The following is a 14,428-nucleotide window of genomic DNA, read 5'->3' as shown; positions in this document are numbered from 1 at the left end:
AAGTTGTAAGGGGGCAGGCGTCTCGACGGTCAGGACAATTGGCGCCTCAGTTGCACGGCGCTGCCGAGCCAGGCGGAACCGAACATGGCGCGCTTGAGGTAAAGGTGCAGGTCGGCCTCCCAGGTGTAGCCAAATCCGCCGTGCAGTTCGATGGTCCGGCGCGCTGTGCGCAGGTAGGCATCACTCAGGTGGGCTTTGGCCAAGGCGGCCAGGCGCGGCACCAGAGGCTCCTGTGTGTCCACGGCCTGGGCCGCGTGCCAGCACAGCGGACGGTTAGGCTCGCCTTCCAGGGCAATGTCGGCGATCTGGTGCTTCACGGCTTGAAACTGGCCGATCGGCACGCCGAACTGCTCGCGGATCCGGGCGTAGTCCACCGCCAGGCCCACGCAGCGGATTGTGCCGCCGCACGCGTCGGCAGCCAGCAGGGCATGGCCGGCAGCAATCACCGTGCGTGCGTGGGCTTCACCGGCGGGAAGTGGCTGGATCTGCGTCTGCTCCACGCTTAAGGTGGCCAAGAACGCGGTGGGATCGATGCACGCTTGCGGCTGCCACTTCAGGCCCGGGGCATCGGGCTCTATCAATCCCAGGCCACCCCCGGCGATGCCGACAATCGCCAGCACCGGTACCGCATGCCCAGGAACAGGGACGAACTCAAAAACAGCCTGGCCGGCCGCGCCAGGCTGTGCCTGCCAGCCGGCCGGCTGCCAGGCCGGGGCGGCGGCGTGCAGTGCCACTGTGCCGATCACGGTGCCGCTTGCCAACGCCGGCAGCCAGCGTGCCTGTTGTTCCGGGCTGCCCGCGCGTACAAGCGCCAAGCACGCCAATTGGTGAGGGCTGAAGGGCAGAGGCGCGACTGCGCCACCGAGGGTCTCGGCAACCAATGCGGCATCGGCCACCTGCAGGCCGATACCCCCCCATTGTTCGGGCACCAGCAGCCCCGTGAAGCCCAGGTCGGCAAATCCCTGCCACAGTTCGGCCAGCGTTTGCTGCCAACCTGCGCCCCGATCGGCGATGTGATGCAACACCGCCGAATCGGCATGGTCGGCAAGAAAGTCTTGAGCGGTTTGCTGGAACGCCAACTGGTCGTCGTTGAGCAGATAGTTCATGGCAAGTGCCTCCTCATTGAGCCGCGACGCTGTCGCGGGGCAGGCCCAAACCGCGTTCGGCGATGACGTTGCGCTGAATGTTCGAGGTACCACCGGCAATGGCAATGCCCAACGAACCTAAGTACTGGTTCAGCCATTTTTCCGGGCCTGCTTCGGCCTCGCGACCGAATGGCGAGAGCATGAAGGCATCGCCGAGGATGTCGCGGCCGATGTCAGCCACTTCTGCCGCGATGCGCGTCACGATCAACTTGTTCATCAAGGCCACGTTGCCCGGTTCCTGGCCAGCCAGGCGCAAGGCGAATTGGCGCTGCACATTGTGGTAATGGGCACTCACCATGCCCTCGAGAACGATCAGTCGGTCCTGGATCCGTGGATCGCGGATCGCCGGTTGGCCATCGAGCAGATGCCGACTGGCCAGCTCCTGCAACTTGCGGTGCAGCGTGACAGAGCTTTCGGCGGCGCCAATGAAGCCCGAGCGTTCGGCCGACAGGGTGGTCTTGGAGACCTTCCAGCCCTCGCCGCGTTCACCCACAATCCAATCGGCGGGAGTCCGGGCACCATCGAAAAATACTTCACTGAATTCGTCGCTGCCATTGATCTGTCGCAGCGGGCGAATAGTAATGCCTGGTTGGCGCAGGTCTATCAGCAGGTAGGAAATGCCGCCATGCTTGGACGCCTCGGGTTCGGTACGCACCAGCATGAACATGAAGTGCGCCTTGTCGGCGCCAGAGCTCCAGATCTTCTGCCCGTCGATGACCCAGTGATCGCCTTCCAGGCGAGCCTTGGTGCGAATGGATGCCAGGTCGGAGCCAGAGTTGGGTTCACTGTACCCTTGGGCCCAACGAATCTCCCCCTTGAGCGTAGGAGCGATGAAGCGCCCCTTCTGCCAGGGCGTGGCACAAGCCAGCAGGGTGGGCACCAGCATGCCCGTGCCCACGCCGGGAACCTCCATGGGGGCACGTACACGGGCGAACTCCTCCTGGATCACTTGTGCACGGGCCAAATCGGCAGGTTGTTCGGAGCCGCCGTAAGCTTTGGGGACGGTGCGGTACAAGTATCCCTGTTCAATGGCCAAGCCCCGGAACACGCCCTTGTCGGTGGTTTTCGGGTGCCACTCCCGGGCGAGGAAGTCAGCGACTTCCCGGCGATAGTCGGCCAGCGCCTGCAAATGATCATGGACGGTGTTCATGGCGCAGGCTTCCCGGCGCTCAGTTCCCAGTGCCTGGCCATCATGCGCGCCGCACGCACCTTGAGGTCGGTTGGCGGTTCGGGCAGTACCAGTGCGCCCTGAGCACGGGAGGGTAACGCTACCACCGCGTCACACAGCACGGTGTCCTCGCCCCGCTGGTTGGTCATTTTCAACTTGACGTCGACCAGGTTCAGGCCATCTTCCTCGCGCTTGCCTACGACCTCGCCGCTGATGAACTGGGTATCGCCCATGTAGTTGAATTTGCGAATCTCGTCATACTGCTTGTATACCCAGCCAGCGTCGCCTACCCAGTCGGTGAGGTAGCGGAACAGGTAGTTTTCCCGCATTACGCCATAGTCATAGGCCATGGGGTTACCGATCGCCTGGGCCCATTCGCTGTCCCAGTGCAGGCGCTGGGCTACATCGGGAATGCCTTGGGCGTTCTTCACATAGAAGGGGGCGATGCGTTTGCGATTCAGGTTCCACAGGCGGCCGGTACGCAGGCCATAGGGCACCCAGCCATAACCACCGCCATGGAAGTTGACCACGTCGGTCACCGTCAACGGACCACTTGCGCCGGCAGGCAGTACATCGCCGACGCTGACATCGTCGAAATACAGGACTGCCGCGCCACGGGAAGTCTCGGCACTGTAGATCTCGTCGATACGCGCCAGATCTTCATCGCTGTACTCGGCCGGGCGAATGTCCTTGTACTTGCCGGTTTCTCGGGCCTTCTTACGTTCAGTCATGATTGCCCGGTAGCGGTACACCGACACCACTTCGCCGCGCTGATTGACCTTGATCTGGCTGTTGAATCGGGTCAGTGATCGGCCGGCAAATTCCGACTGTTTGACTTCCAGGCCGTCCTCACCACCGAAGCTGTACAGCGTATCGCCAGGAAAGATAGGCTTGAAAAAGGTCCACTCGCCGCCGGAGATAAACATGTGGATACCACGGAAAAGGCTCTTGGTCTGGGCCTTGAGTTCCGGGTCCATGGGGTCGCCGCGCATGGGGCGGTTGATTACCCCGGCCATCATTGACGGTGCGATCACCGAACCCCAGCGGGTACCGGCGGCATACTCGGGGTTGGTGAACAGCGGGTTGTCACTGCCGCACGCGTACGCAAACGAACGGATGTTGTCATGCGTCGCGGTGCCAATCTGTTCCTGGTCGCGGCTGGCCACGTCCACGCCCAACAACAAACGGGCACGCTCGATGTCGTGGTCGGTCAGCTCGTAAGCAGTGGCTTTCTTGAAATCTTCAGTCAGGGTTTGGTCAGACATAAGCGCTCCAGATCAGGCAGGTAAGGGAGGTTTCAGCTGCCGCTGAATACCGGCTCGCGACGCTCCATGAACGCGCGCACCGCTTCTTTATGGTCATTGGTCTGGGCCGACAGGACATTGAGGGTCGCTTCCAGATCCAGGGATGCCGGCAAAGGCATCTCCAGTGCCGCGTTGAGGTTCTGCTTGATATAGCGCTGGATGATCGGCGAGCCGCCGGCCAGGCGCCTGGCCAGCTCGGCAGTGTTGGACAACAGTTCGTCGTCCCGGCACACCTGGCTGGCCAGGCCAATGCGCAGGGCTTCTTCGGCCTTGATCTTGTCACCCAGGAACATCAGCTCCCGGGTCTTGGCGGTGCCCAGCAGTCGGGTCAGAAAGTAACTGACGCCGTAGTCGCCGGAGAGCCCAGCCTTGGCGAACCCGGTGATGAAGCTGGCGTTGTCGGAGACCACGCGAAAATCGCAGGCTGCAGCGATAGCCATACCCACCGATACCGTGGCGCCCCGGATCATGGCGATAGTCGGTTTGGGCATTTCAAATAGCAGGCGCGTGGCGTCCATGTTGCGGCGCAGCCAGTCAATGCGCGTTGCCAGGCTGTCGGGCGCTCGCGGGCGGGACGGCTCGCGCCCTTTGTCCTGAGGTTTGTCGCCGCTCAGGTCGCCTCCTGCACAGAACGCTCGCCCGGCACCGGTGATCACCACCACACGGGCCTCGGGATTGGCCCCCGCCTCGCGAACGGCCACCGAGAATGCGCGCATCAGAGCTGGATTGAACGCATTGAGACGCTCAGGCCGGTTGAAGGTCAGGGTCAGCACGCCCTGGTCCAGGTGCGTCAGCAGGGCTTCCTGGTCGCTCATTGCGCCACCGCCGCGTTCTGCAGGTCTTGGGTCGCGGTGAACAACAGCCGCACTTCGTGCTGGCTGATCTTCAACGAAGGTGTGCGAGGCAACTTTTCCACCACCTGCCAGCGCACCGGAACCTGGTAGGCCACCAGTTTGTTGCGTGCGTAAGCCACCAGTTCTTGTTCGTCCAGAGTTGCCCCAGGGCGCAATTCAAGGGCTGCGACCGGTACCGCGCCCAAGCGTTGATCAGCCAGCCCCACCACGCATATCTCATTGATGGCCGGGTGCTCGCGCAGCACCTGTTCAACATCGCGTGGCAGCACCTTAAACCCGCCGCGGATAATGGCCGCATCGCTGCGTCCGCGTATGAACAGGAAACCGTCGTCGTCGATCTCCGCCAAGTCTGTAGTCCGTACCCAACGCTGTGCGTCAACCTGGGGGGAGCGGACTTCGAGCAGGCCTACGGTGTTGGTACCTAGGGCGCTGCCGGTGTCAGGATCGATTACCCGCATTTCACAGCCCGGTTGCGCCCTGCCCACCGATCCGCGCTTGGTGGTTGAATAGCGTTGATGATCGCGCAGGCTCCAGCCGGCCACTGCTCCGGCAAATTCGGTAGCACCGTATGCATCAAGCAGCGGAACGCCATAGCGTTGCTCAAAGTCGATCTGCAGTTGCGGGTCCAGCGGCGCACTGCCGGTGCGGATTGCCAGCAGGCTGGCAATCTCGTGGGGGGCGACATTTGCGTCCAGGATCATGCGAATGGCGGTAGGCGGCAAAGAAACTACCTTCGGTTTGTACTGACTCACTGCTTGGGTCCATTCGTGCACCGAGAATTTTTCCAGAATGATGATCGAGCGCCCACCGATCACCGCGGCCACGGCGGCATACATGCCGCCGATATGCACCAGCGGGATTGCCAGCATGGCCGGTGATGTTTTCAGCGCCTGCTGCCCTTTGTTCTTGTTGTCTTCATAGTGCGCGGCATCGAGGAGCGAATGCTCCAGGTTGCTGTAGGGCAGGGCGATACGCTTGGCCGGCCCCGTGGTGCCACTGGACAGCATCAATATGGCAATGCCCTGCTGCAGTGGAGCTGGCAGGCGCTGAGGGTTCACGCAGTGGCCGGCCAATGGGCCGACCCGCAAGGTACCTGCGGAGCTGATACTCAACGCTTGGCAGCCTTTACTGGCGACCGCCTGACGCAGTGCTTGTGCGTGCCAGTCCTGTTCGTCGGCGATCACTGCATCCACGGCCAATGCCTCAAGGTCCTGGGCAATCTTGTCTGCAGATTGAAACGGATTGAGAGTGACCACGCAGCGGCGGCTGGCCAGTACCTGCAGCAACATGGCCACTGCGGCGGGCTGGTTGCGCAGCAAGATGCCCACCGGCGCTCCTGTCGGCAGGTCGGCCAACAACGTTTCGGCCTGTTGCATGATCAAGCCTACCTCGCCCCAGCTGTACCAGCGCTGCTGATATTCCAGGGCGGGGGCATCAGGTGCCAGCGTGAGCACGCTGCTTATGCTTGAAGCGAGGTCTAACGTCATGGTCAATGGCTCTCGTCACAGGTTCACAGGGCTCGCCGAACAACGGGCAAGGGGTGCGATGAAATTTATCGTATCAATGAGCTGTATGATTAAGCAAATAATTTGTCAGCGTCAGCGTTCCTGTCTTTGCCCCAGATGTCTTTGCAGTGCCCGAAAATAAAGGGCTACCGCATTTCAGAGGAGGGTGGGAGGCAAACAGCGGTTTCCCAAGCGGTCGATAAAAGCGTGGGGTACGCCTCGCCACTTATGGACAGCGGTAATCCGCCATGCAATGATAATCAGCACAATGATTAAGCGTTTTTTAGTGGTGGCCGGTACGTTGGGGTAACCATGCCGACTTTGCCCGCTGCCTCCCTGAGGCGATCATTCGCCCTGGTTCAACTCGACGGAGACTGTCCAACCATGGCTGGCCATTTCATCTTCAGTGCCGATTCCCATGTGCGTGAGCCCAATGACCTGTTCCGTGAAGGGTTGCCTGCTTCGCTACGCCGACATGCCATTCATGCCGTTCGCGAAGGCGAGACACTTATTACCCGTACCGACGAGGAGGTGATCTTCAAGATGCGCCTTAATGTGGTCGATATCGAAGGGGTTAAACGTGTCGGCTTGCATGACCTCAAAGGCCGCCTGCAGGACATGGACAAAGACGGCATCGACGCCGAAATCTGCTTCCCCAGCCTGGGCCTGTGGGCCTACGCCATCAAGGATGTCGAGGCCGAGTACGCCACCACGCAGATCTATAACAACTGGAACAATGGCTTTTTCTCGGCGCATCTCGACCGCTTCGTGCGCTGCGCCATTTTGCCGGTGCGCGACCTGCGCCATACCGTCGAAGAGATCAAACGAGTGGCGCGGCTGGGCTTCACGGCGGCAATGCTGCCGTCAGTTACGCCCAGCGGGGTGCCCAAGTACAACGACCCCGCCTGGGACCCGGTTTTCCATGAGGCTGGTGTGTTGGGCATCGTGCTGGTGATGCACACTGGCACTGGCCTTGAGACCGTGATCCACGAACGTGGGCCGGGTGCGGCAGTGGTCAACTACACGCGCCAGATGAATGATGGTATCGACACTGTTACGTATCTGGTGGCAGGTGGGGTACTGGACCGTAACCCACGGACCCAGGTGGCGATCATCGAGTGCGGTGCCAGCTGGCTTGGCGCCCTGGCTGAACGCATGGACGAGGTGTATCACGCCCACGCCGCCTTTGTGCAACCCAAGCTGTCGGTCAAGCCCAGCGAAATCATTCGCCGCCAGGTCAAGGCGTCATTCCAGCATGATCGGGCTTGCATCGCGGCCCGTGCGGTTACCGGCACCCAGGCCTTGATGTGGGCATCGGATTACCCCCACGCCGAGGGCACTTTCCCGCATTCCAAGGCCATCATCGCCGGGCTGTTCGATGGCATAGACATCAGTGAACAGGAAAAGGCCGATATTCTGGGTGGCAACGCGGCGCGGTTGTTCCGCTTGCCGTTGCCGCAATTCCAGTAACTCATCCAGCGATCGGTGACAGTCAAACAATAACAAGGACAAGCCATGAGCAGACTAGATGACGACAGGTTCTTCGACCCAGCGGTCGAAACCATGCCGCGCGAGGACATCGAACGGTTGCAGGAGGTCCGTATACTGCAGTTGTTGCCCTACGCCTACAACCAATCGCCATTGGTACGCGAGGTATGGGACAAAGCAGGTATCACCCCGGAGGATATTCGCTCCCTGGCCGATTTTCGCGAAAAGGTGCCTTTCATTGATAAGGACACCATCCGCGATTTTCGTGACCGCCACGGCGATCCCTATGGCGGCCTGACCTGTGTAGGGCCACCGCACTTGCGTGGCGTGGGTTTCACCTCCGGTACCACGGGTGACCCCACGCCGCTGCCACGCAGTGAATATCACGTGGCGATTGCAGGGCTCAAGCGCGAGTTGTGGCACATGGGTGTGCGGCCCACTGACTATTTCACCTATGCGCTGTTCACGTTTCGTGAAGGTTTGAACGCTGACAAGTGGCTGGACTGCGGTATGCGACCGCTGACCTTGCAACACCTTCCTGACCAGATGCCGCACTTGGTGAAGGCGTCTCGTGAGTTTCGACCCAAAGCGCTGTTCATGCTTTCAACGCCCCTGATCGTTGCCTTGGAGCGCTACCAGAAGGAAACCGGTGACGATCTGCGCGAGGCTTTTTCATCCTATGGCGGCGCGGTATTTGGCGGCGAACCCATGAGCCCGCATTTTCGGCACGTCGTCGAGTCGTGGGGGCTGGAAATCTTTGAACTCAGCTCCTTGGGCGATATCGCCACTACCATGGAGTGCCGTGCCCACGATGGCATGCATACCTGGGAAGACTTGGCGCTGATCGAGCATCTCGACCCAGCCGGCAACGAGGCCGTCGCCGACGGCGAGCGGGGCGAACTGGTGGTGACGGCGCTGCTTGACGATGTCGCTCCTTTGATTCGATACCGTACCGACGACCTGATCCAATTCACCCGCAAACCGTGTAGTTGCGGTCGCACCCACGGCCGCCTGAAGCCCATCGGCCGCAAGAGCGACGAAATGCGGGTCGCTGGCCGCTCCATTTTGCCGATGGATGTCTTCCCGTTGCTGGAGCAATTTCCTGAGGCGCGCAGCGGACTGTTCCAGATGGTGCGGCCGCAACGCGAAGTGGACCTGTTGATCCTGCGGGTGGGGTATGACGAGACCGCGTTGCAGGACAGTGTCGAAGCCCTGGAGGTGCGCATCGCCGACACGTTGGCCGGGATTCTGCAGATTCCGCTTAAGGTCCAGGCCGTGGCCAATGCCGATTTGCTCAAGAACGGCCCGCCAAACAAGATTCCAAGGGTGGTGAAATCATGAACAGTGCACAACCGACGTTTGCCATGCCTCCCATGGCCGTGGGGCGGTTCCACGATGCCAGCGGTGCTCGCCAGAGCCTGGCTTATTCAGCGCTTGAAGCCGAACGCTGGACCCGGGCGATGCTCAAGGTGCTGAGCACCTTTCATTTTCGCAGCGGCCAAAACCTGATGGTGACGGCATTGTTCGACGAAGGCGTGCAGGCCCTGGGGATGGAACGGGCGATCATGCAGTACAACATGGTGGCTGTGTCGGCCGACTCGTCGCTGTACGACGCCAAGCGTGTGGAGTCCATCGTCCGTCGCTTCAAGCTGGCGGGCGTCTATGGCATTACCCAGGCGACTCTCGATGGATTGCGCGGTATGGGCTTGCAGCCCGAGCAGTTGTTCCAGGGCATGATTCTGTGGGCGTGGCCCCAGGCATACGCGAGTTTGGTCGGCACGCCTGGTCTGAAACTGTACCGGTGCCTGGAGCTGGGACCAGCAGTGGCGGTGGAGTGCAGCGCGGGCGAAGGTGCCCACATTGATCGCTTCGAATGGCTGGTCGATGAGCAAGACGGCGAAGTGGTTATCAGCAGTCGTTTAGAGCGCTGCCAGCCGTTCCAGGCCTATAGGACCGGCGTCAAAGCGCGCGTCATTCACTCAGGGTGTCGCTGCGGCAACCCTGGCCCACGCATCCTGCCTGAATAGGGGAGAGCTCAATACATGCAGCCGACGTTGAAGACAGATGCCTATCGGCAGATCCGCCAGCATGGGCTGGCCGATGTGCTCAGTGAACACCGTCGTTCGCGACCCTTGCTCGATGCGCTGGTGGATGGGGACCGGCGCCTGACCTGGCCGCAACTCGATCGCAGGGTCAACCGCCTGGCCAATGCCCTGCAGGCTGCGGGCCTGGAGCAGGGCGACCATGTGCTGTGGCTGGGCCAGAACTCTTTTCGCGTAGTGGAATGCCTGTTGGCCGCCGCGCGCATAGGCGCGGTGTTCTGCCCTGCCAACTGGCGCCAGAGCGAACATGAAATGGCCTTCGTGATAGATGACTTCACCCCGCGGGTGGTGATCTGGCAAGAGGCGGAAATCGGTCAAACCGTACAAGCCGCCCGTGCACTGGCTCGACATCCGTGCACCTGGATACAGTCCGATCTGGACGGTGAAGGGGGTTATGAAGATTGGTTGACTGGCTTCGACGAGCAACGCCAGGAGCAGCAGGTGGATGCCGAGTGGCCACTGTTGGCGATCTATACCGCTGCCTTCGCAGGGCATCCCAATGCTGCCTTGCTGAGCCACTCGACCCTGCTTTACCAAGGCATCATGGTGGCATACGCGGAAAGCGTCAGCGAGTCCTCAGTATTTCTCAACTCTGGCCCACTGTTTCATTTGGGGACTCTGGTCACGACGCTGTCGACGTTCCTGTTTGGTGGAAAAAATGTCTTCCTGCCGCGGGTCGATGCCCAAGATATGCTCAGGTTGATTGAGGCCGAACGGGTCACGCATGCTTTTGTTGCTCATCCGACGCTGGAGCAGATCCGCCAGCTCAATGCCGATGGCAGCTACGACACCGCCAGCTTGTGGAGCTCGCCGCTGGCCCCCGAGTGGACCAATCCCCTGGTCATGCCTGCTTCGGCTCCCCTCAATCGCAAGCCTGTCCTGTATGGCCAGACCGAAATCATGGGCTTTGCGGTGATGGGGTGGTTGGGAGGCGAAGGGGCGGGGCGACCGTCGCCGCTGGTCCAGGTCCGCATTGTCGATGACCAGGGGAACGAGCTGGCTCCGGGCGAGGCGGGCGAGATCGAGGTGCGCGGGCTGCAAGTCATGAATGGTTACTTCAATCGTCTGGAGGAAAACCAGCAGCGCACTTGGGACGGCTGGTATCGCACGCGAGACTTGGGCAAGCGCTTGGCTGACGGCTCCATCGCTTTCGTGGGCCCCAAGACCACCATGATCAAGTCAGGGGTGGAAAACATCTACCCCGCGGAAGTCGAAGGCTGTCTGCGCCAGCTACCGCAGGTGCTCGACGTTTGCGTACTCGGCGTGCCCGACCCGGTGTGGTCACAGAATGTCAAGGCTGTGGTTGTCCTGCGGGCGGGGCAGTCGCTGGATGCGGCGCAGATAATCGAGCACTGCCGTGAGCGTCTGGCCTCGTACAAAAAGCCCAAGCAGATCGAATTTGCCGAAGCCTTGCCTAAATGCCGTGATGGCCAGACCGATCGCCAGGCGGTCGATGCAATGTATGGGGGAGGAGGGTACCCAGGCGTTAACTGATCTGCTCCACGCGTTCAAACGCACTTGACCTGTTGGCCCCACAGCAGGGCAGGTGCGTTTTTTTTTGCCCGCCGCTAATCCCAGCACCTCTCCCAACCGCTCCCCAATGGCTTTCTTAATCAGTACAATCGTATTGACGATTAATCAGATATAGGATTAGTATGATTGTAAGGTTAATTGCTTCTCCGGCTTTCATGTCGGTTGGTTGCAGGCAAACCAGGGCTGTTGCCAGGCCCTAGCTGGACCCAAGCTCGAAACAACAAAAACACTCCGCACAACAATTTCAATAATGGTCTGGAGGTTCAAAATGAGTGATGGCAGGCTTTTGCGTGGGCAACGGGGTTGCCGCGCAGCAGTCAAGGCGGCTGGCATTTGCGTGGCTGCAGGCGTAGTACTTCCCGCCACCGCGATGCAGTTGGACACGGGTATCGACGGGCTGACCGCTCGTTTCGACAATACTTTGCGGTACAACCTGGGATGGCGGGTCGATGGAATCGACAGCCGCATCGGCAATAGCAGTACCTCCAATCAGAGTGACTACAAATTCAAGAAGGGTAGCGTCGTCACCGACCGCCTTGACTTGTTGTCCGAACTGGAATTGGACTGGCAGGAAAAGGTCGGTATGCGTCTTTCCGGCGCTGCCTGGTACGACAACGCCTACAGCGATACCTCGGTGGAAAAGAACCCATCGATTTCCGGGCCAACCAGTTACGACAACGATCGCTACTCCAGCTACACGAAGCGCTACTACCGCGGCCCATCCGGCGAGATTCTCGATGCTTTCGTCTATACCAACTTTTCGCTGGCCGACCGGCCGGTCAACTTGAAGGTGGGGCGGCACGTGGTGTACTGGGGTAACTCGATCTTCAGCCAAGGGGGCATTTCCTACAGCCAGAGCCCCATTGATGGCCAGAAGAGCGCGGCTACTCCGGGAACCGAAACCCGCGAAACCTTCCTTCCGCTGAACCAGGTCTCCATGACGAGCCAGGTGAGCGACAATGTGTCCATCGGCGCACAGTATTACCTTGATTGGGACTCCATTCGCATTCCCGAGGGCGGTACCTACCTGGGGACTGCTGACTTCCTGCTCAATGGTCCCGATAGCTTTGGTGGTTCAACGCCGCTGGCCGGGTTCCATATCGATGACCCCTTGGGACCGAAGCATCGTTATGGCAACTGGGGCATCAGCACTAAAATCACGATTCCGGAACTGAACTCGTCGACCATCGGCGTTTATTACCGTGAGTTTGATGAGAAGAACGGTTTTTGGGTCTTCCGTGACCCGGACAATGCCACGGATATTCGCGCGGTTTTCCCGCGCAGTACGCGGTTGATCGGTCTAAGCCTGGATACCACCATTGACCCCTTTGCCATTGGTGCCGAGATTTCGACACGGCGCAATGCAGGCCTCAACTCGGTCGCCTTGTCCAGTGCAGACGAAGGTGCGCGAGGCAACACCTGGCACGCACTGGCGAACGCCATCTACACCATGCCCAAGACCGCCCTCTGGGATACCGGCACGCTGATCGGTGAGGTGACTTATGACTACCTGGAGTCGGTGACCGACAACAAGGCTCTCTACAACGGTGAAGACAGCGCCGCCTGCCCTCTGGGTCGCGATTCTGGCTGCGCTACCCGCAACGCCTGGGGGTTCAACATGAGCTTCACCCCCCAATATCTGCAAGTGTTCCCCGGCATCGACCTGTCGCTTCCTGTGACCTTCGGTGGCGGGGTGCGCGGTAATACCGCCGACTTCGGTGGCACCAACCAGGGGCTCTACACCTACTCGGCGGGCGTCTCGGCCGACATATATCACCAGGTGACTGCGTCGTTGGTGTGGGCCGACTCCACTGCGGATATTCGTCGCGAGGGCACCACTTACTATGGCAGTGGCGCGTGGCAGACCACGGACCGCGGTCGCGTGACCTTGACCCTCAAGGCATCGTTCTGAACCAGGAGCACGACATGATCACTTCAGCAAGAATCATGGTTGCGGCGTTATCCCTTGCCGTTGCCTCAGCCACAATGGCGCAGCCATCGCCCGATGAACTCAAGCTACTGGGTACAACCCTTACTCCCTGGGGCGCGGAAATCGCCGGCAATAAGGACGGCAGCATTCCTGCGTATACGGGCGGCGTCAAACCTCCGGCCGGTGCCAGTCCGTCGGACAACAAACCGATTGATCCGTACCCGGGCGAGAAACCGCTGTTCAGCATTACCAGCAAGAATATGGACCGGTACGCTGACAAGCTGACCTTGGGCACAAAGGAGTTGCTCAAGCGCTGGCCCGACTTCCGCATAGACGTATACACCACTCACCGCAGTTACCCGGCGATGTCCGAGGCCCATGCCAACAGCACAGTGGCCAATGCCCATAACCCTGAGTGCAAGACCACGCCCGACGGCGTAGGGCTGCGAGGTTGCTGGTTCGGCACACCATTCCCGATTCCGAAGACCGGCTACGAGGCCATGTGGAATGCCGCGACCCACGAACAGCCCGACTACGAAATTCGGATGGAGAGCTGGTTCGTGGACTCCGCGGGTACCAAGACCATGACCAATGAGAGTATTTTCGATGCCGATTACCCTTATTGGGATCCCAACGCAACGCCTTACCAGGGGGCCGCGGAAAACTACTTCCGATTCCTGAACCGTACGATCGCGCCGGCACGCGATGCCGGGCAGAAATCGTTGGTCTGGTACCCGGCAAAATTTGACGAAACCCCTCAGAAGATCTGGTCGTACACCACGGGGCAGCGTCGGACGCGCCTCGCCCCCGAACTGACTTATGACACGCCCAGTGCTTCGCTGTCAGGGGCGTTGAACTATGACGAGTTGAACCTTTTCGCCGGCCGTATGGATCGCTTTGACTTCAAGCTGGTAGGGCGCAAGGAAATGTACGTGCCGTATAACCAGTTCAAGTACTTGACCATGAAAACCGATGACATTCTGGGCAAGAAATTTGCCAACCCGGACGCCATGCGTTGGGAGCTGCATCGGGTCTGGGTGGTCCAGGCCACACGCAAGCCAGATAAACGTCACATTGCTGCCGAGCGCAACTTCTATATTGACGAAGACTCCTGGACGCTGATGGCCGCCGACGCGACTGATGACTCCGGCAAAGTGTTCAGGGTCGGCCTGTCAGCCAGTTGGCCCCAATACAACCGTAACGCCCAGGGCAATGCCGGCATGACCGACACCACCTCGGTGACCTACGACCTGAGCAAGGGCCAGTACATCTTCAACAGTATGATCAGCTCGCCTAACGGCTACCTGAAGGTCATGCCGCGCAAACCTGACTACACCTACCGTGCCGAGTCCATGGCGGGCACCGGCGTGCGCTGATCGAAGTTCCCTTCACCGCGGTT

The 14,428-nt window shown here is 60.3% G+C and carries 11 protein-coding genes; 6 read left to right on the top strand and 5 right to left on the bottom strand.

Features of this window, described 5'->3' with window-relative positions:
- Positions 1–29: 29 nt before the first annotated feature.
- Genes AC0SZ7_RS17495 through AC0SZ7_RS17475 form a run of 5 tightly spaced genes read right to left on the bottom strand, consistent with a single transcriptional unit; the run spans position 30 to position 5,958 of the window.
- Positions 30–1,106: an acyl-CoA dehydrogenase family protein gene (locus tag AC0SZ7_RS17495; RefSeq protein WP_475505555.1), complete on the bottom strand. Its 1,077-nt coding sequence runs from the start codon at positions 1,104–1,106 to the stop codon at positions 30–32.
- 13 nt (positions 1,107–1,119) lie between these two features.
- Positions 1,120–2,295, bottom strand: coding sequence for an acyl-CoA dehydrogenase family protein (locus AC0SZ7_RS17490; protein WP_475505554.1), 1,176 nt, complete (start codon positions 2,293–2,295; stop codon positions 1,120–1,122).
- Positions 2,292–3,578: an FAS1-like dehydratase domain-containing protein gene (locus tag AC0SZ7_RS17485; RefSeq protein WP_475505553.1), complete on the bottom strand. Its 1,287-nt coding sequence runs from the start codon at positions 3,576–3,578 to the stop codon at positions 2,292–2,294. The genes AC0SZ7_RS17490 and AC0SZ7_RS17485 overlap by 4 nt, the downstream gene beginning before the upstream one ends.
- Before the next feature lie 32 nt (positions 3,579–3,610).
- On the bottom strand, positions 3,611–4,432 hold the full coding sequence (locus AC0SZ7_RS17480) for an enoyl-CoA hydratase (RefSeq protein ID WP_475505552.1): 822 nt from the start codon (positions 4,430–4,432) through the stop codon (positions 3,611–3,613).
- Complete coding sequence (locus tag AC0SZ7_RS17475) at positions 4,429–5,958, bottom strand: class I adenylate-forming enzyme family protein (protein WP_475505551.1); 1,530 nt, start codon at positions 5,956–5,958, stop codon at positions 4,429–4,431. The genes AC0SZ7_RS17480 and AC0SZ7_RS17475 overlap by 4 nt, the downstream gene beginning before the upstream one ends.
- A 402-nt stretch (positions 5,959–6,360) precedes the next feature.
- Here AC0SZ7_RS17475 and AC0SZ7_RS17470 point away from each other — a divergent pair, with 402 nt between their 5' ends.
- The 6 genes from AC0SZ7_RS17470 to AC0SZ7_RS17445 all read left to right on the top strand — a co-directional run bounded on the left by AC0SZ7_RS17470 (position 6,361) and on the right by AC0SZ7_RS17445 (position 14,405).
- Entirely contained in the window at positions 6,361–7,446 is a 1,086-nt protein-coding gene (locus AC0SZ7_RS17470) for an amidohydrolase family protein (protein WP_475505550.1), read from the top strand.
- Between the two features lie 45 nt (positions 7,447–7,491).
- Positions 7,492–8,805 carry a phenylacetate--CoA ligase family protein gene (locus AC0SZ7_RS17465; protein ID WP_475505549.1) on the top strand — a complete coding sequence of 438 codons (1,314 nt, stop codon included), beginning with the start codon at positions 7,492–7,494 and terminating at the stop codon, positions 8,803–8,805.
- Positions 8,802–9,491: a phenylacetate--CoA ligase family protein gene (locus AC0SZ7_RS17460; protein ID WP_475505548.1), complete on the top strand. Its 690-nt coding sequence runs from the start codon at positions 8,802–8,804 to the stop codon at positions 9,489–9,491. Before AC0SZ7_RS17465 ends, AC0SZ7_RS17460 begins: the two co-directional genes overlap by 4 nt.
- A gap of 15 nt (positions 9,492–9,506) precedes the next feature.
- Positions 9,507–11,060: an AMP-binding protein gene (locus AC0SZ7_RS17455; protein WP_475505547.1), complete on the top strand. Its 1,554-nt coding sequence runs from the start codon at positions 9,507–9,509 to the stop codon at positions 11,058–11,060.
- Positions 11,061–11,367: 307 nt separating this feature from the next.
- The gene (locus tag AC0SZ7_RS17450; RefSeq protein ID WP_475505546.1) at positions 11,368–13,011 is read left to right on the top strand and encodes a DUF1302 domain-containing protein; all 1,644 of its coding nucleotides are present in this window, start codon (positions 11,368–11,370) and stop codon (positions 13,009–13,011) included.
- Between the two features lie 14 nt (positions 13,012–13,025).
- Positions 13,026–14,405, top strand: coding sequence for a DUF1329 domain-containing protein (locus tag AC0SZ7_RS17445; RefSeq protein WP_475505545.1), 1,380 nt, complete (start codon positions 13,026–13,028; stop codon positions 14,403–14,405).
- Positions 14,406–14,428: the final 23 nt, after the last annotated feature.

Source organism: Pseudomonas sp. JC1203 (assembly GCF_056175065.1).
The sequence above is the reverse complement of the archived record's forward strand: the minus strand, read 5'-3'. Positions and strand labels throughout refer to the sequence as shown.